Source organism: Delftia sp. CH05, assembly GCF_009827015.1.
Taxonomy (GTDB): Bacteria; Pseudomonadota; Gammaproteobacteria; order Burkholderiales; family Burkholderiaceae_C; genus Comamonas; species Comamonas tsuruhatensis.
In genome coordinates, this window is the sequence record NZ_WUMG01000022.1 from 69456 (window position 1) to 86456 (window position 17001).

14 protein-coding genes are annotated in these 17001 nt (G+C 69.4%); 4 read left to right on the forward strand and 10 right to left on the reverse strand.

Annotation, left to right across the window (positions count from 1 at the left end):
• The first annotated feature begins 186 nt into the window (after positions 1-186).
• From GRX31_RS17760 to GRX31_RS17770, 3 genes are read left to right on the forward strand one after another with little or no spacing between them, the layout of a single operon-like run.
• Positions 187-2379, forward strand: coding sequence for a formate dehydrogenase subunit gamma (locus GRX31_RS17760; RefSeq protein ID WP_160853991.1), 2193 nt, complete (start codon positions 187-189; stop codon positions 2377-2379).
• 12 nt (positions 2380-2391) lie between these two features.
• A complete protein-coding gene (fdhF, locus tag GRX31_RS17765; RefSeq protein ID WP_160853993.1) occupies positions 2392-5328 on the forward strand; it encodes a formate dehydrogenase subunit alpha in 2937 nt (978 codons plus the stop codon).
• Positions 5328-5570, forward strand: a complete 243-nt coding sequence (locus GRX31_RS17770; protein WP_013803888.1) for a formate dehydrogenase subunit delta — start codon at positions 5328-5330, stop codon at positions 5568-5570. The genes fdhF and GRX31_RS17770 overlap by 1 nt, the downstream gene beginning before the upstream one ends.
• On the opposite strand, the gene GRX31_RS17775 is transcribed toward GRX31_RS17770, so the two are convergent.
• Positions 5567-6451, reverse strand: a complete 885-nt coding sequence (locus tag GRX31_RS17775; RefSeq protein WP_043824565.1) for a LysR family transcriptional regulator — start codon at positions 6449-6451, stop codon at positions 5567-5569. The genes GRX31_RS17770 and GRX31_RS17775 overlap by 4 nt on opposite strands.
• 72 nt (positions 6452-6523) lie before the next feature.
• On the opposite strand from GRX31_RS17775, the gene GRX31_RS17780 reads away from it, so the two are divergent.
• Positions 6524-7480 (forward strand): DMT family transporter, encoded by a 957-nt coding sequence (locus GRX31_RS17780; protein ID WP_016454176.1) that lies wholly within the window; start codon positions 6524-6526, stop codon positions 7478-7480.
• Between the two features lie 16 nt (positions 7481-7496).
• On the opposite strand, the gene GRX31_RS17785 is transcribed toward GRX31_RS17780, so the two are convergent.
• The 9 genes from GRX31_RS17785 to GRX31_RS17825 all read right to left on the reverse strand — a co-directional run.
• Complete coding sequence (locus GRX31_RS17785) at positions 7497-8492, reverse strand: Bug family tripartite tricarboxylate transporter substrate binding protein (RefSeq protein ID WP_012203791.1); 996 nt, start codon at positions 8490-8492, stop codon at positions 7497-7499.
• A 113-nt stretch (positions 8493-8605) separates the two neighbouring features.
• A complete protein-coding gene (locus GRX31_RS17790; RefSeq protein WP_043790605.1) occupies positions 8606-9520 on the reverse strand; it encodes a dioxygenase family protein in 915 nt (304 codons plus the stop codon).
• A gap of 47 nt (positions 9521-9567) precedes the next feature.
• Positions 9568-10560, reverse strand: a complete 993-nt coding sequence (locus GRX31_RS17795; protein WP_046984479.1) for a Bug family tripartite tricarboxylate transporter substrate binding protein — start codon at positions 10558-10560, stop codon at positions 9568-9570.
• A 42-nt stretch (positions 10561-10602) separates the two neighbouring features.
• Entirely contained in the window at positions 10603-10881 is a 279-nt protein-coding gene (gene catC, locus GRX31_RS17800; RefSeq protein ID WP_046984478.1) for a muconolactone Delta-isomerase, read from the reverse strand.
• A 28-nt stretch (positions 10882-10909) separates the two neighbouring features.
• Positions 10910-12097, reverse strand: a complete 1188-nt coding sequence (locus tag GRX31_RS17805; protein ID WP_047217942.1) for a muconate cycloisomerase family protein — start codon at positions 12095-12097, stop codon at positions 10910-10912.
• A 184-nt stretch (positions 12098-12281) separates the two neighbouring features.
• Positions 12282-14663, reverse strand: a complete 2382-nt coding sequence (locus tag GRX31_RS17810) for a TonB-dependent siderophore receptor (RefSeq protein WP_160853995.1) — start codon at positions 14661-14663, stop codon at positions 12282-12284.
• A gap of 88 nt (positions 14664-14751) precedes the next feature.
• The gene (locus GRX31_RS17815) at positions 14752-15828 is read right to left on the reverse strand and encodes a FecR family protein (protein ID WP_016449016.1); all 1077 of its coding nucleotides are present in this window, start codon (positions 15826-15828) and stop codon (positions 14752-14754) included.
• The gene (locus GRX31_RS17820) at positions 15825-16388 is read right to left on the reverse strand and encodes an RNA polymerase sigma factor (RefSeq protein ID WP_160853997.1); all 564 of its coding nucleotides are present in this window, start codon (positions 16386-16388) and stop codon (positions 15825-15827) included. The genes GRX31_RS17815 and GRX31_RS17820 overlap by 4 nt, the downstream gene beginning before the upstream one ends.
• Before the next feature lie 146 nt (positions 16389-16534).
• The coding region (locus tag GRX31_RS17825; protein ID WP_160853999.1) for a sensor histidine kinase at positions 16535-17001 on the reverse strand (467 nt) is incomplete at its 5' end.

Below are 17001 nucleotides of genomic sequence, written 5' to 3' on the forward strand. Positions count from 1 at the left end.
TGCGGCATCCGCAAGGCCCGGGCAGCAGGCGCAGCACTGCCCGGCGGCTCATTTGCCGATTGAATGGCGCAATCATCCGTTTGAATTTGACGGCTTGCCCGGCAAGGCTTGAAATGGGCATCAGAGACAAAGCGCCAGCGGACCGGACCGCGCCGCTCCCCACAACGAAAGCCAGCAGGGACACCCATGCCAGCCACACAAGGGAAGATCATTCCCATTGCCGTCCTCAATGCTGCTGTTGCCGGCAGCGCACTCGGCGCCCATGAGCGCGAGGCCGTCGAGCACGCCATTGCCGTCCACGCCCTGCGCCCCGGCCCCCTGATCGAGTTGCTGCACGCCGTGCAGGACATGCTGGGCCATATCCCCGAAGCCGCCGTGCCGCGCATCGCCGATGCGCTGAACCTCTCGCGTGCCGAGGTGCATGGCGTCATCTCCTACTACCCCCATTTCCGCAGCACGCCAGCGGGCCGCCATGTGCTGCAGGTCTGCCGCGCCGAGGCCTGCCAGTCGCGCGGTGCCGACGCGCTGCTGGCCCACGCAGGCCAGGCGCTGGGCTGCGGATCGAGTGGGCATGGGCATGGGCATGCAACCAGTGCCGATGGCGCCGTCACGCTGGAGCCGGTCTACTGCCTGGGCCTGTGCGCGTCATCGCCTGCCGTGATGCTCGATGGCCAGCCCCATGCGCATGTCTCGGCCAACGGACTGGATGCACTCATCGCGCAATGCCGCCAGCCGGAGCAGGCCGGCGAGCCGGTGGCCCAGCCTGCGCATGCAGGGACAGGGGCAGAGGCAGGAGCAGGGGCAGGCCCCGGCGTGCGCGTCTATGTGCCCCGCGATGCCGCCGCGCTGGCCGTGGGGGCCGACGCCGTGGCCGGCGCCCTGCAGCGCGAGTGCGCGGCGCGCGGCCTTGCGGTGCAGATCGTGCGCAACGGCTCGCGCGGCCTGCTGTGGCTGGAAACCCTGGTGGAAGTCGAGACGCCCGAAGGCCGCGTGGCCTACGGCCCGGTCACGGCCGATGCGGTGCCGGGCCTGATCGATGCCGGAATGCTGCAGGGCGGCAGCCATGCGCTGTGCCATGGACTGACCGAGGCCATTGCCTACCTGGCGCGCCAGGAGCGCCTGACCTTTGCGCGCGTGGGCGTCATCGACCCGCTGGACCTGTCCGACTACGCAGCCCATGGCGGCTGGCAGGGGCTGGAGCGCGCGGCGCGCATGGAGCCCGCGGCCATCGTGCAGGAGGTGCTGGATTCGGGCCTGCGCGGCCGTGGCGGTGCGGCGTTTCCGGCCGGCATCAAGTGGAAGACCGTGGCCGCCGCAGCGGGGCCGCAAAAGTACATTGCCTGCAACGCCGACGAGGGCGACTCGGGCACCTTCGCCGACCGGCTGCTGATGGAAGGCGATCCCTACACGCTGATCGAAGGCATGGCCATTGCTGGCCTGGCCGTGGGCGCCACGCAGGGCCTGGTCTATGTGCGCAGCGAGTATCCGCATGCCATCGCCACCCTGCGCGAAGCCATTGCGCGTGCCGAGGCCGCAGGCTGGCTGGGCCGCAACGTGGCCGGCAGCGGGCGGGCCTTCCACATGGAGGTGCGCAAGGGCGCGGGCAGCTATGTCTGTGGCGAGGAAACGGCCATGCTGGAGAGCATCGAGGGCCGGCGCGGCATCGTGCGCGCCAAGCCGCCGCTGCCGGCCATAGCGGGGCTGTGGGGCCGGCCCACGGTGATCAACAACGTGATCACGCTGGCCACGGTGCCGCTGATCCTGGCGCGCGGTGCGGCCTTCTACCAGGGCTTCGGCATGGGCCGCTCGCGCGGCACGCTGCCGTTCCAGCTGGCCGGCAACATTGCGCGCGGCGGCCTGGTGGAAAAGGCCTTCGGCCTGAGCCTGCGCGAGCTGGTGGAAGACTTCGGCGGCGGCACGGCCACCGGCCGCACCGTCAAGGCCGTGCAGGTAGGCGGCCCGCTGGGCAGCTATGTGGCGCCGCCCGACTGGGATGCGCCGCTGGACTACGAGGTCTATGCCGCCAAGGGCAATGTGGTGGGGCACGGCGGCATCGTCGTGCATGACGACACGGCCGACATGGCGCAGCTGGCGCGCTATGCCATGGAGTTCTGCGCCATCGAGTCCTGCGGCAAGTGCACGCCCTGCCGCATCGGCTCCACGCGCGGCGTGGAGGTCATCGACCGCATCGTGCGTGCCGGCAGCGACCCTGCCGCCCACGCCAGCCAGGTGGCCCTGCTGGAGAACCTGTGCGACACCATGCAGCACGGCTCCATGTGCGCCATGGGCGGGATGACGCCGTATCCCGTGCGCTCGGCTCTGACCCACTACCCCCAGGACTTCGGCATCGAGTCCACCACGGCCGCAGCGGCTGCCTGACCGGAGAACACCATGCTCGACCATTTGAAGCAAGCCGACTGGGGCACGCCCGCCAGCCCGTCCGAACGCCTGATCACCCTGGAGATCGACGGCCGCGAGGTCTGCGTTCCCGAGGGCACCTCGCTGATGCGCGCTGCCATGGAAGGCGGCGTCAGCGTGCCCAAGCTGTGCGCCACCGACAGCCTGGAGCCCTTCGGCTCCTGCCGCCTGTGCCTGGTGCAGATCGAAGGCCGCAAGGGCTTTCCGGCCTCGTGCACCACGCCGGCCGAGCCGGGCATGAAGGTGCGCACGCAAAGCCCGCAACTGCAGGAGCTGCGCCGCGGCGTGATGGAGCTGTACATCTCCGACCATCCGCTGGACTGCCTGACCTGCAGCGCCAACGGCGACTGCGAACTGCAGGACATGGCCGGCACGGTGGGCCTGCGCGAGGTGCGCTACGGCTTCGACGGCGCCAACCATTTCAAGGGCCAGGCGCGCGCCGAGGTCGATGACTCCAACCCGTACTTCAGCTACGACCCCAGCAAGTGCATCGTCTGCAACCGCTGCGTGCGCGCCTGCGAGGAGACGCAGGGCACCTTTGCGCTGACCATCTCGGGCCGGGGGTTCGAATCGCGCGTCACGGCGGGGCAGGGCGGCAGCTTCATGGACAGCGACTGCGTCAGCTGCGGCGCCTGCGTGCAGGCCTGCCCCACGGCCACGCTGCAGGAAAAGACCGTGACCGAGCTGGGCCAGGCCGGGCACAGCGCCATCACCACCTGCGCCTACTGCGGCGTGGGCTGCGGCTTCAAGGCCGAGATGAAGGGCGAGCAGGTCGTGCGCATGGTGCCCTGGAAGGACGGCCAGGCCAACGAGGGCCATGCCTGCGTCAAGGGCCGCTTTGCCTGGGGCTATGCCACGCACAAGGACCGCATCACCCGGCCCATGGTCCGCGCGAAGATCACCGACCCCTGGCGCGAAGTGAGCTGGGAAGAGGCCATTGCCCACACGGCCAGCGAGTTCCGCCGCATCCAGGCGAAGCACGGCAAGGATTCCATTGGCGGCATCACCTCCTCGCGCTGCACCAACGAAGAGGCCTACCTGGTGCAAAAGCTGGTGCGCACGGCCTTCGGCAACAACAACGTCGATACCTGCGCGCGCGTGTGCCACTCGCCCACGGGCTATGGCCTGGGCCAGACCTATGGCACCTCGGCCGGCACGCAGACCTTCAAGTCCATCGAGCACACGGACGTGGTCATGGTCATCGGCGCCAATCCCACGGCCGCGCACCCGGTGTTCGGCTCGCGCATGAAAAAGCGCCTGCGCGGCGACGGCCGGCGTGCGGGCGCCAAGCTCATCGTCATCGACCCGCGCGAGATCGAGCTCGTCAAGTCGCCCCACATCCGCGCCGACTACCACCTGCAACTGCGGCCGGGCACCAACGTGGCCATGATCACCTCGCTGGCCCATGTCATCGTCACGGAAGGCTGGCTGGCCGAGGACTACATCGCCGAGCGCTGCGATGCCAAGTCCTTCGCGCAGTGGAAGGAATTCGTGGCCCGGCCCGAGAACTCGCCCGAGGCCATGGCCGAGGTCACCGGGGTGGCGCCTGACCTGGTGCGCGGCGCCGCGCGCCTGTATGCGCTGGGTGCCGAGGACCACGCGGCGGGCACTCCCGTCAACGCGGCCATCTACTACGGCCTGGGCGTGACCGAGCATGCGCAGGGCTCGACCATGGTCATGGGCATCGCCAACCTGGCCATGGCCACGGGCAACGTGGGCCGCGAAGGCGTGGGCGTGAACCCGCTGCGCGGCCAGAACAATGTGCAGGGCTCCTGCGACATGGGTTCCTTCCCGCATGAGCTGCCCGGCTACCGCCACATCTCGGACAGCACGGTGCGCGCCGAGTTCGAGGGCGCCTGGGGCGTGGCGCTCAGCCCCGAGCCCGGCCTGCGCATTCCCAACATGTTCGAGGCGGCCCTGGCCGGCAGCTTCATGGGCCTGTACTGCGAGGGCGAGGACATCGTGCAGTCCGACCCCAACACCCAGCATGTGACGGCCGCGCTCTCGGCCATGGAATGCGTGGTGGTGCAGGACATCTTCCTCAACGAAACCGCCAAGTACGCCCATGTCTTCCTGCCGGGCGCCTCCTTCCTCGAGAAGGACGGCACCTTCACCAATGCCGAGCGCCGCATCTCGCGCGTGCGCAAGGTCATGGCGCCGCTGGCCGGCTATGCCGATTGGGAGGTCACCCAGCTGCTGGCCAATGCGCTGGGCTACGCCATGCACTACACGCACCCGAGCGAAATCATGGCCGAGATCGCCGCGCTCACGCCCAGCTTTGCAGGCGTGAACTACGACAAGATCGACCGGCTGGGCAGCGTGCAATGGCCCTGCAATGACAGCACCGAAGAGGCCGGCACTTCCATCATGCACAGGGACCGCTTCGTGCGCGGCAAGGGCCGCTTCATCATCACCCAGTACGTGGCCACCGACGAGAAGGTCACCCAGCGCTTCCCGCTGCTGCTGACCACGGGCCGCATCCTCTCGCAATACAACGTGGGCGCCCAGACCCGGCGCACGCACAACAGCCACTGGCACAGCGAGGACCGGCTGGAAATCCATCCGCATGACGCCGAGGACCGCGGCATACGCGACGGCGACTGGGTCGGCATCGCCAGCCGCGCGGGCGAGACCGTGCTGCGCGCCACCGTCACCGAGCGCATACAGCCCGGCGTGGTGTACACCACCTTCCACTTCCCCGAATCGGGCGCCAACGTCATCACCACCGACAGCTCCGACTGGGCCACCAACTGCCCCGAATACAAGGTCACGGCCGTGCAGGTGCTGCCCGTCCCCCAGCACGCCCAGCCGTCAGACTGGCAGCGCGGCTTTGCGCGCATGCATGAAGAGCAGATCGGCCTGTTGCAAGCCGCGCAGGCAGGCAGCATGGCCGTGGCGGGAGGCAAGTGATGGACAGCGCCAACCTGGTCCGCATGGCCAACCGCATCGGCGAGTTCTTCGAGGCCATGCCCGAGCGTGACGAGGCTCTGCAGGGCATTGCCGAACACATCCGTAAATTCTGGGAGCCCCGCATGCGCGCCGAACTGGCCCGCGTGCTGGCCAGCCCCGACGAGGCCCAGGCGCTCAAGCCCATCGTGCGCGAGGCGCTGGTGCTGCATCCGCTGACCTTGCCGTCGGCGGCGCAGGCTTAGCCAAACCGCTTCTTCTTCGCCATCTCCCGCGCCAGCTCCACAAAGCCGGCAGCGGCCGGCGACAGGCGCTCCATGCTGCGCACGGCCAGGCCGGTGACGCGGCGCTGGCGGGGCGCGAGGCTGCGGTAGACCATGCCTTCGGGCGCCTGCTCGGGCACGGCCAGGCGTGCGGCAATGGCAATGGCGTGGCCCTGGGCCACGAAGCCCTGCATGGATGACATCTGCTCGAAGTGGTAGATGGCCGCAGGCTGGGCGCCGGCCTCGGCCAGGAAGCGGTCGATGTGCGCGCCCGACCCGGCCGAGGTGCGCACAAAGGCCTCGCCCTGCAGGTCGGCGGCTCGGATGCTGCGCTGGGCCGCCAGCCGGTGCGATGCGGGCAGCAGCGCCACCAGTTCGTCTTCCACCAGGGGCACGGTCTCGAAGCGCTCGTCGGGCAGCACGACGAAGCCGATCTCCACGCGCCGCTCCAGCAGCCACTTGACCACGGTGTCGTCGTTTTGCTCGTCGATCTGCACCAGCACGGCGGGCTGGCGGCGGCGGTATTCGGTGATCAGCGGGGGCAGCAGCCGCAGTGAAGAGGTGGCGCCGAACGAGGCCACGCGCAGCGTGCCGCGCGCCATGCCGCGCTCGGCATCGGCCTCCTGCCGCAAGGCCTCCTTTTGCTGGAGGATGTCGTTGGCGCGCTGCAGCAGCCGCGTGCCTGCGTCGGTCAGCGGGGAGTGGGGGCCTTCGCGGCGCACCAACTGCACCTGCAGCTCGCCTTCCAGCGCGCGCAGGGCATGGCTGACGGCGCTCTGGGTAATGCCCAGCAGCGCGGCCGCGCGCGAGAAACTGCCGGCGCGGGCCAGCGCCGCGAACACTTCGAGCTGGGTGAAGGTCATGGGATCACGTTGTCCAGGTCATGAGCATTCGCTCATTTGTCTATGAATCGATATGAGCACATAGTACGCGCCATGAATTTTCAACGCTTCTTCGGTCCCCACCTGCGGCTTGTCGGCATGGCCCTGCTGTGGGGCGCTTCCTGGCCTGCGGGCCGCGTGGTGGCACAGAACATGCCGCCGCTGGCAGCCGCCAGCCTGCGCTTCCTGCTGGCCGCCGCCGTGCTGCTGCCGTGGCTGTACTGGGCCGGTGGCATGGCGGGTCTGCGGCAATGGAGTGCCAAACGCTGGCTGGGCATGGCGGCCGCCGGCGCCACGGGCGTGTTCGGCTATGCGGCCTTTTTCCTCATGGGGCTGCAGCATGTGCCGGCCGGCAAGGCGGCCCTGGTGATCACGCTCAACCCCGTGCTCACGCTGGCGCTGGCGGTCTGGCTGTTCGGCGAGCGGCTCAACCGCACCATTGCCCTGGGCATGGCGCTGGCGGCCTGCGGCGCCGTGGTGGTGATCTCGCATGGCCAGCCGCTGGCGCTGCTGCAGGGATCGGTGGGCGCGGGCGAGCTGCTGATCCTGGGCTGCGTGGTGTGCTGGGTGAGCTACACCCTGATCGGCCGCTGGCTGCTCACGGGTGTCGATGCGCTGTCGGCCACGGCCGTGACCTCGACCATGGGCGCGGCCATGCTGCTGGTGGCCAGCCTGGTTGTGGAAGGGCCGGCCGGCCTGCAGGCTGCCGTGCTTGGCAACGGCACTGCCTGGGGTGCGCTGGCCTTCCTGGCCTTCGGCGCCACGGCGCTTGCCTATGCCTGGTACTTCGACGGCGTCAAGGCGCTGGGCGCGGGCGCGGCCTCGGGCTACATCACGCTGGTGCCCGTGATCGGCGTGGCGCTGTCGGCGCTGTGGCTGGGCGAGAGCATCGATGCCAGCATCGTGCTGGGCGGCGGCATGGCCGTGGCCGGCACGGCGCTGATGAACTGGGGGCGCAGGCCTGCGGCTGCGGTGCACGTGGTTGCCAAGCGCACCGCAGTCCAGAGCTGAACGGACCCCGTCCGGATCAATCCAGCGAGGCGCCCGAGGTGCGCACGCGCTCGCCCTGCACCTGGTAGTCGCGCGCCAGGAAGTCGCGGTATTCGGCGGGGCTGGAGGCCACGGCCACGTAGGAGAACGCGTCCACCTGGGTCTTGCGGAATTCGGGCTCCAGCAGCACGCGGCGCACATCGGCGGCGATCTTCTCCACCAGGGGCGCTGGCGTTCCAGCCGGTGCCAGCAGGCCGATGTTGAAGACAGCCTGGATGTCGCGCACGCCGGCTTCCTTGAAGGTGGGCACATCCGGCAGGGCGATGCTGCGTGTCTCCGAGGAAACGGCCAGGGCCTTGAGCTTGCCCGACTTGATGTGCTGCTCGATCACCGACACGCCCAGCACCGCTGCGTCGATCTGGCCGGCGATGACTTCGGGGATCAGCGGTGCGGCGCCCTTGTAGGGCACGTGCACCATCTCCAGCCCTTCCTGCTTGGCGAACATGGCCAGCGGCAGGTGCACGATGCCGCCCGCGCCCGATGAGCCATAGGTCAGCGGTTTGGTCTTGCCTGCCTGGCGTGCCTGAGCGATGAACTCCTGCAGCGTGCCGGCCTTGGAGCTCTGGGGCACGAAGAAGACCATGGGCACGCTGATCAGGCGGGAGATGGGGGCGAAGTCCTTTTGAGGGTTGTAGGGCAGCTTCCTGTACAGGTGCGGGTTCATGGTCAGCGACGCTTCGGTCGCGGCGAACAGCGTGTAGCCGTCGGGTGCGCTCTTGGCCACGTACTCGGCCCCGATGATCTCGTTGGCGCCTGTGCGGTTGAGGATGACCACGGGTTGCGACCAGACCTTGTTCAGGCGCGTGGCCAGCGCGCGTGCCAGGTTGTCCACGGGGCCGCCGGCCGCGTAGGGCACGACGATGTTCACCGGCTTGGAAGGAAAGGCTGCCGGAGCCTGGGCGTGTCCCAGGGCGGGCACGAGGGCCACGGTGGCGGTCAGCAGGGTTGCGGCGATGCGATGCAGGCTGGACATGGTGTGGGAAGCGGATACGGTGAAGCAGGCCGCACTCCAAGGGGCGGCCTGCTGTGGAACGGACGAACCGAAAAAAAATGGCAGGCCGGAAGGCCCCGGAAGGTGGCGGAGCCTCAGGCGCGCACACGCTCCATGCGTGTCAGCGGCAAGGACTCGCCTTCGCTGACTGCGGGCTGCAGCACGAAGTCGAAGCGCGTGCGGACGAAAGGCGCGTTCACGCCCAGCGACTCATAGCCGGCCGGCGCCACGCCGCGCTCCAGCTCGACGATCAGGCCGTCGCGCGTGGCGAAGGCGAAGTCGTCGTCCAGGTAGGTATCTCCGGGCAGGTTGACCTGGGTGGTCAGCGTGCGCATGCCGGGTGCAACCACGAGGAAGTGGATGTGGGCGGGTCGATGGCCGTGGCGTCCCAGCGCGTCGAACAGTTCCGAGGTGGGGCTGTTCGGCGGTATGGAGTAGCCGGGCGGCACATAGCTGCGAAAGCGGTAGCGGCCCTGGTCGTCGGCTTCTATGCGGCGGCGCAGCTCGTAGGGCTTCATGCCCGGGAAGAAGTGCGAGTAGCCGCCCTGGACATTGGCATGCCAGACATCGATGAGCGCATGCGGCAGAGGCTGGCCGTCAAGATCCAGCACCCGTCCTTCCATCACGAAGACCTCGCCCTGGGGTTCGCCCTCGTCCAGGCGCGCTTCCGCTTGCGACAGCGGTGCACCGGCCACGAACAGCGGGCCTTCGATGGCGCGCGGCGTGCCGCCCGCACGGCCGGCACGCGCATCGGCCTCGTCGCTGCGGATGTCCAGCAGCCGGTCGAAGCCCAGGCCTGCCGTGATCAGTCCCAGCTGGCCGCTGCTCCCAAGGCGGCCCAGCCAGTCCACTGCGGCCCAGAACTCGTCGGGCGTGACATCCATCTCGTCGATGGTGTGGAACAGATCGCTGACGATGCGCTGGGTCAGCGCCCGCACGCGGTCGCTGCCAGGGGCGATCTGCTTGCTGTTGACCAGATTCAGCAGCTGGTCCTGGGACAGTTCGGACATGTTTGTCTCCTCGTGGTTTTATGGGATGTCCTGGAAAAGAGAAGCGCTCAATCCATGCTGATGTTGCGCTCCGTGATCACCTTGGTCCAGCGCACGGACTCGGCCTGCAGGTGCCTGGCCGCTTCCTCGGGCGTGGAGCCCACGACTTCGGCGCCGATGGCCTTGAAGCGTTCGAGCACGTCGGGCTGCTTCATCTCGGCCACGAAGACCTGGTTGAGCTTCTTGACGATGGCTGGCGGCGTGCTGGCGGGCATGAAGACGGCGAACCAGGGCGAGACCTCGTAGCCCTTGATGCCGGCCTCTTCCATGGTGGGCACGTCGGGCATGCTGGACGAGCGCTTGGCCGTGGTCACGGCCAGGGCGCGCAGCTTGCCCGACTGGATGTGCGGGCGCGCCGAGGTGATGGAGTCGAACATGTAGTTGACCTGTCCGCCCAGCAGGTCGGAGACGGCCGGGCCCGATCCCTTGTAGGGGATGTGCAGGATGTCCACGCCGGCCAGCGAGTTGAACACTTCGCCTGCCAGGTGGATGGAGGTGCCGTTGCCGGCCGAGGCATAGGTCAGCTTGCCGGGCGAGGCCTTGGCGGCGGCCACCACGTCGGCCACGCTCTTGACGTTGGGCTGGGTGGAGTTGGTGACCAGGATGTTGGGCACCACGGCCAGCACGCCCACGGGGGCGAAGTCCTTGATCGGGTCGTAGCTGAGCTTGCGGTACAGCGGCTTGTTGGTGGCCATGCCGATGGAGGTGATCATCAGCGTGTAGCCGTCGCCGGGCTGCTTGGCCACGAAGTCGGCGCCGATGTTGCCGCCGGCGCCGGGACGGTTCTCGATCACGAAGGGCTGGCCCAGCGTGCGGCCGGCCTTCTCGCCCAGGGTGCGCGCGATGGCGTCCATGGCGCCGCCCGGCGGGAAGGGCACGATCCAGCGGATGGGCTTGCTGGGCCAGTTGGCCTCGGGGGCCTGCGCATGGGCGGCGGGCATGACGGCGGACAGGCACAGGCCTGCGGCTGCGGCGGTCAGAAAACGGCGTTTCACATTCACTTCAGTTGTCTCCGAACAATTTGGTCTTGGTTTGGGCTGTGCTCAGGCGATGGCCGAGGGATGCTTTGCCAGCGGCGTGACCTGGATGTCCATGTAGGGGAACAGCGGCAGGCCCTGCAGCAGCTCGTGCAGCTCGTCGTTGGAGGCCACGTCGAACACGCTGTAGTTGGCGTACTCGCCGACCACGCGCCAGATGTGGGGCCAGCGTCCGTCGTGCTGCAGCTGCTGGGAATAGGCCTTCTCGCGGGCCTTGATCTCGGCTGCCACGTCGGCGGGCAGGTCGTGGGGGATCTTCACGTCCATGCGGACCAGGTAAAGCATGTTTGTCTCCAGGAGGAATGAAAGGAATTCAGGTCGCAGCCCCGGTCCGGGCCTGCCCCATGTCGAAGTGCTGCGGCTGGCTGCCGGCCAGCGCGCGGTCGAAGCGCGCCAACTGCTGCAGGTCGATCTCCAAGCCCAGGCCGGGCCCGTCGGGCAGTTGCAGCTCGAAGTCGCGGATGGCCATGCGCTCGGTGACGATGTCGTCCACCAGCAGCTGGGGGCCGAACAGCTCGCAGTTGTAGTGCTGCCCGCCCAGCGTGGCAAAGACATGGGCCGAGGCGGCCGAGCCGATCGAGGTCTCCAGCATGGTGCCGCCGTACCAGCCGATATCGGCCGCCTGGGCAATGGCCGCCACCTTGCGCGTGCGCAGCAGGCCGCCGTGCTTGGCGACCTTGAGCGAGAACACATGGCTGGCCTGCTCGCGCGCCAGGCGCATGGCGTCGTAGGGCGTGCACACGCTCTCGTCGGCCATGACCAGGGCGCCCTGCAGCGTGGCGGTCAGCTCGCGCAGCGCGGGCACGTTCCAGCCGGCCACGGGCTGCTCGATCAGGGTCACGCCGGCATCGATCAATTGCGGCAGAAAGCGCCGCGCCGTGGCGCCGTCCCAGGCCTGGTTCACGTCCACGGTCAGCGTGGCGCGGCCCTGCAGGCCGCGTGCGATCTCGCTCACATGGGCCACATCGGCCTCGGGCGTGCGCGCGCCGATCTTCATCTTGAAGATGCGGTGGCGCTTTTGCTCCAGGCGCAGCTGGGCCTCGGCCAGGTCGCGCTCGATGTCGCCGCTGGCCAGCGTCCAGGCCAGGGGCAGGCTGTCGCGCTGCTTGCCGCCCAGCAACTGCCAAACGGGCAACTGCAGGCTGCGCGCCACGGCGTCCAGCAGCGCGATTTCCACGGCGCTCTTGGCAAAGGCATTGCCCTTGCAGGCCAGGTCCATGCGCGAGAGGCAGGCCTCGAAGCGCGCGCCGTCCTGGCCGATCAGGCTGGGCGCCAGGTGGTTGGCGATGGCATGGTGGATGCTCTCGGGCGATTCCTCGTTCCACGACGGGCCGCCGATGGTGGCGGCCTCGCCAAAGCCCGTGGCCCCGTTGCGCAGCCACAGCTGCACGATCACCGGGCTTTGCCGGCTGATGGAGCCGAACGACAGCTTGTGCGGGCGGATGGTGGGAATGTCGAGGATCCGCGCCTCGATGCGCTCGATCAGAAAACGGTCTTGCATGGCAATGGCTGGTGTCCTGGCTGGCGGCGGCTGCCGGCAATGGACACAAGCGTAAATCCATGCATTGTGTGGATCTATTGAATTATTTGTGAGAAATCATTCGATGGTGTCGATGTGTTGAATGCCTGCGCGGCAGGCAGGGGGCGCGGCAGCCTTGTGCTGCGCACGCCCTCTGGCGACGGGATCAGAAACTGCTGCGCAGCGTGACCATGATGCTGCGCGGCAGGCCGTAGTAGTTGCTGCGCGTGGCCGTGCCCACGCGCTCCCAGTAGACGCGGTCGAACAGGTTGTCGATGTTCACGGCCAGCTTGACCTGGGGGGTGAGCGGGTAGGCGGCATAGACGGACCAGACGCCGTAGCCGCCCGCTCGCCAGCGCACGGTGCCCAGGGTGTCGTAGAACTCGCTGACGGCGCGCACGCCCGCGCCCAGCTCCAGCCCCTGGGCTACGGGGCCGGCCACGCGGTAGCGCGCCCACAGGTTCACGCTGTGGCGCGGCGACATGGTGCTGAAGTCGGTGCCCGTCTGCGTGACGGTGCCCTGCAGGTATTTGGAGCGCATGTAGGCGTAGCTGGCCGCCACGTCCCAGCGCGGCGACAGCGATCCGACCACTTCGGCCTCGAAGCCTTCGGAGCGCACCTTGCCTGCGGGGATGACGAAGGCGGCATCGGCGGGGTCGGCCAGCGCGCGGTTGGTGTCCTGCATGCGGTAGACGGCGGCGGTGGCATTCAGGCGTCCGTCCAGCAGGCTGCCCTTGATGCCGGCTTCCACCTGCCGGCCCTCGCGCGGGGCGATCTGGCCGCCACCGGCCAGGCGCCCGCTTTGCGGCTGGAAGATGCGCGACTGGCTGGCGTAGAGCGTCCAGCTGTCGTTCAGATCGAAGAGCACGGCGGCGAAGGGCGTGAACTGGCCATCGACCTCGTAGCCCGAGCGCGTGTTCTGCAGCCGGTCCGAGGTTTCTGTCTTCCACCAGCTCTTGCGCGCGCCCGCCACCAGGGTGAGGGCCTGCGTGGGCTTGATGCGCAACTGGCCGTAGACGCCGCGCATGCTGGTGCGCGTGAGGTCGTCGGCAAAGGGCTTGAAGCTGGGCTCGGGGATGGAGGAGGGGTCGTAGTGGAACAGGTCGGCCGGCGTGTTCATGGCGCCGCGCAGCATGCGCAGGTGCATGTTGGAGCTGCGGTAGTCCGCGCCCGCGATGAAATGGTGCGTCTGCCCGGCCCATTGCCAGGGCGTGCTGTAGTAGATGTCGGCCGTGGTGTCGGCGTAGTCGCGGTCCACGGTCTGGGCCTGGGTGAAGCGGCTGATGCCGGTGTCAGAGACGGCCGAGTAGCCGTTGATGTACTTGTCGCGCTGCTGGCGCAGCACACGGCGGGCGGCCAGCTTGAACAGGCCGCCGCCGTCGAGCCGCGTCTCCGACTCGATGAAGCCGGCCAGCGATTCGGGCGCGGCGCGGCCCCAGTCGGCGGCAATGGCCACGTCGCGCGGAATGGGGGCCAGCCTGCCGTCGGCGTGGGCGGGCAGGCCGGTGTCGTAGTTGCCCCGGCCGCGCTGCCAGGTGGCGCCCACCGAGACCGTGCTCTGGGAAGTGACGTCCAGCTCCACCGTGCCGTACAGGGCCTGCTTGTGGCCGTCCATGGCCATCACGGGGCTGCCGAAGTTCTCGTGCAGCGCCACCACCCGGCCACGCAGGCGGCCATCTTCGGACAGCGCTCCGGTGACATCCACCTCGGCCCGCTTGCGGCCCCGCGAGCCCAGGCCGATGGCGCCCTGGCCCTGGTAGTCCGGCAGGGCGCGCTTGCGCACCAGGTTGAGCATGACGCTGGGCTCGCCCGCGCCCGAGAACAGCCCGGCCGGCCCGCGCAGGGCCTCGACCCGGTCGAACAGGGCCAGGTCCAGCGTTTCCTGGGTGGCCGGGTTGCCGCTGACGGTGAGACCGTCCAGCTGGTAGGTGGAGGACTGGTAGCCGCGCGAGAGGATGTCGCTGCGCCCGCCCGTGCTGCTTTGCCGGCGCACGACGATGCCGGGCACCACCTTGGCGGCTTCGGTGAGCTCCACGAAGTTCTGGTCATCGAGCCGTGCGCGCGAGATCACGGATACGGACTGCGGCGTCTCCCGGGCCGTCAGCTCGATCTTGGTGGCCGCGCTGGCATAGGGCGCCCGGTAGCTGCCCGTGCCTTCCGTGCGGCCGTCGCGCAGGGCCGTGGCCGTCACCCGCACTTCGTCCAGCGCGGTCTGCGGGCGCGCCGGGGCGGGGCGCAGCAGCCAGCCGCCCTGGGGCTGGGCAGAGGCTTGCAGGCCGCTACCGGCCAGCAGGCGCTGCAGTGCCTCGGCCGGCTCCAGGCGGCCCTGGACGGCGGGCGCGGACTTGCCTGCGAGCAGGGCGCTGTCGGCCGCGATGCTGGTGCCGGTGGCGCGCGCCAGGGCCTTGATGGCGTCGGACAGCGGCTGGGCCGGCAGGTCGATGTCGGCAGGGGCGGCCAGGGCTGGCGTGCAGGCCAGTGCCGCCGCGCAGGCGAGCAGGGACAGGCAGGCGCGTGCCGGGCGAAGGGAAAGAGGGCGGGCGGGCATGGCGGGAACGTTCTCCTGGGTATCGGTTGTGCTCGCCTGTATGACGGGGCAGCCCGCCGGATCCCTGATGTGCGTTGGCCGCTTTTTTTCAGTTTTTCCGGATTTTTTCCGGCGCCGTGCTGCGCGGGGCCAGCCAGGTGGCGCCGTCGCGCTCCTGCACGCGCACGGCGGCGATGCGCGGTAGCGCGTCCAGGAAGCTCTCCACATCGGCGCGCTGCACGGCGGCCGTGATGCGCGGCCCGCCCGTGCCGTCGGCTACGGCCGCACGCACGGGCTGGCGGCGCCAGCGCGACAGCGTGGCCGCGATCTCGCCCAGCCCGGCGCTGTCGAAGACGATGAGGCCGCGTTCGATGGACGAGAAGCTGTCGCGCGCATCGCGTTGCACGCGGCGGGGGAGGGGGCTGGCGTGGGCGCCATCGGCTCCGGGTGCGGCACCGGGGGCGGCACCGGCGCTTTCGTCCGGCAGTTCCCCCACTTCGCCCGCCTGCAGCAGCAAGGACGGTTCTCCGTCACCACCTTTCACCGCCAAACGCACCGTTCCATGCTCCACGCCCACCCGCACCAGGCCCGGCAGGCGGTTGACGGTGAAGCGCGTGCCCAGCACGGTGATGCGGGCCTGGCCGGCGGCGATGGTGAAGGGGCGGCCTGCATCCCTGGCCACGTCGAACAGGGCCTCTCCCTGCTCCAGCACCACGGCGCGCTGGCGGCGCGTGTAGCGCGTGGCGATGCGGCTGGCCGGTCCCAGGGTCAGCACGCTGGCGTCGGGCAGGTTCAGCACGATGCGTTCGCCAATCGCACTGTCGCGGGCCAGGGCGAACACGGTGGTGTCCTGCCATTCAAGCCAGCCGCGCCATGCCAGCAGGCCCGCCGTGCCCAGGCCGGCAACGCCCAGCACGCCGCGGGTGATGATCGCGCGGCGCGCGTTGCTGCGTGTGTCGCGGCGCTGGCGTGCGGCGGTGTCCACCGCCGTGGCCAGGGCCTCGGTGCGGGGCGTGGAGTCGAAGTCCTGCCACAGCGCCTCGAAGGCGGCGTATTCGGCGGCGTGGCGCGGGTCGGCGTCCATCCAGCGGCGCCAGGCAGCGGCATCGGCGGCGCCCGGCCGCGCTCCCGCATCCCGGTGCATGCGTATGAACCAGCGCGCGGCCTCCTCGCGCGGCGTGCTCATGGCGCGAGCAGCTCGCGTGCGGCGCGCAGGTCCAGCAGGGCGCGCATCAGGTGGCGCTCCACCATGTTCAGGCTGATGCCCAGCATGGCGGCAATCTGGGGCTGGGAGTGGCCTTCCACCTTGCACAGCCAGAACACCTCGCGGCAGCGCGCAGGCAATCCCTGGATGACACGCTGCACGGCGCCCAGGCGCTGCTGCAGGTCGGCCAGCATCTCGGCCGAAGGCGCCGTGAAGGCTTCCTGCAAGGCGATTTCGTCCGCGCGTGCCACCGGGTGCTGCGCGGCGCCGGCCTCGCCTGCCAGCTCGGGCAGGGGCACGAAGCGGCGCTCATGCGCCATCTGGTCGGCCAGCACGGTGCGCGCCACCACGCGCAGGTAGGCATGCGGCTGGGCGATGCCTTCGTGCCGGCCGCTGAGGGCGTAGCGCACGAAGGCGTCATGCAGCACATCCTGCGCGCGGTGGATGCAGCGCGTGCTGCGCCAGATGGCGGGCAGCAGGCGGCCATAGGCCCAGTGCAGGTCCAGGCCCAGCCAGGCGGCAGGAGTCGGATGGCGTGTCATACAAGCAAGCGGGGAGGGAAGGCAGGCGGGCAGGGCGGGACGAAGTGCTGGCATTCTAAATGAGACTTTTTCTCATTTGTTGCCGCCCGTTTGCCACTTGTTCACCACCCGTTTGCCGGCCGCAGGCGCGCCGGCCGGCGGTGCCGCTACAGCAGCTCCGCCGGGCGCGTCTCCGATGCGCTGCGGCAGGGAAGGGTGATGCGAAACAGCGAGCCGCCCTCGGGCCGGTTGCTGGCCACGATGGTGCCGTCCATGGCGTCGATGATCTTGCGGCAGATGGCCAGCCCCAGGCCCGTGCCGCCCGAGCCGTTGCGGGTCTTGCTGGACTGCACGAAGGGCTGGAAGATCTTGTCCAGCTCCTGCGGCGGAATGCCCGGGCCCTGGTCGGAGAAGGCGATGCAGATGTCGCCCTGCCCGTCGATGCGGCCCTGCACATCGATGCGCCCGCCGATGGGCGAGAACTTGATGGCATTGGCCAGCACATTGCGCACCACCTGCTGGAAGCGCACGGGGTCGGCCTTGGCGATCAGCGGGGCGTCGTCGAGTTCGAGCCGCAGGTCGATGAGCTTGTGCTGCTGCTGCGGCTCCAGCTCGCGCACGACCGGCCGGATCA

What these genes read in the sequence shown, in the direction of transcription:
- GRX31_RS17760 (WP_160853991.1), top strand. Translation starts at nt 187, where the DNA reads ATGCCAGCCACACAAGGGAAGATCATTCCCATTGCCGTCCTCAATGCT.
- fdhF (WP_160853993.1), top strand. Translation starts at nt 2,392, where the DNA reads ATGCTCGACCATTTGAAGCAAGCCGACTGGGGCACGCCCGCCAGCCCG.
- GRX31_RS17770 (WP_013803888.1), top strand. Translation starts at nt 5,328, where the DNA reads ATGGACAGCGCCAACCTGGTCCGCATGGCCAACCGCATCGGCGAGTTC.
- GRX31_RS17775 (WP_043824565.1), bottom strand. Translation starts at nt 6,451, where the DNA reads ATGACCTTCACCCAGCTCGAAGTGTTCGCGGCGCTGGCCCGCGCCGGC.
- GRX31_RS17780 (WP_016454176.1), top strand. Translation starts at nt 6,524, where the DNA reads ATGAATTTTCAACGCTTCTTCGGTCCCCACCTGCGGCTTGTCGGCATG.
- GRX31_RS17785 (WP_012203791.1), bottom strand. Translation starts at nt 8,492, where the DNA reads ATGTCCAGCCTGCATCGCATCGCCGCAACCCTGCTGACCGCCACCGTG.
- GRX31_RS17790 (WP_043790605.1), bottom strand. Translation starts at nt 9,520, where the DNA reads ATGTCCGAACTGTCCCAGGACCAGCTGCTGAATCTGGTCAACAGCAAG.
- catC (WP_046984478.1), bottom strand. Translation starts at nt 10,881, where the DNA reads ATGCTTTACCTGGTCCGCATGGACGTGAAGATCCCCCACGACCTGCCC.
- GRX31_RS17805 (WP_047217942.1), bottom strand. Translation starts at nt 12,097, where the DNA reads ATGCAAGACCGTTTTCTGATCGAGCGCATCGAGGCGCGGATCCTCGAC.
- GRX31_RS17810 (WP_160853995.1), bottom strand. Translation starts at nt 14,663, where the DNA reads ATGCCCGCCCGCCCTCTTTCCCTTCGCCCGGCACGCGCCTGCCTGTCC.
- GRX31_RS17815 (WP_016449016.1), bottom strand. Translation starts at nt 15,828, where the DNA reads ATGAGCACGCCGCGCGAGGAGGCCGCGCGCTGGTTCATACGCATGCAC.
- GRX31_RS17820 (WP_160853997.1), bottom strand. Translation starts at nt 16,388, where the DNA reads ATGACACGCCATCCGACTCCTGCCGCCTGGCTGGGCCTGGACCTGCAC.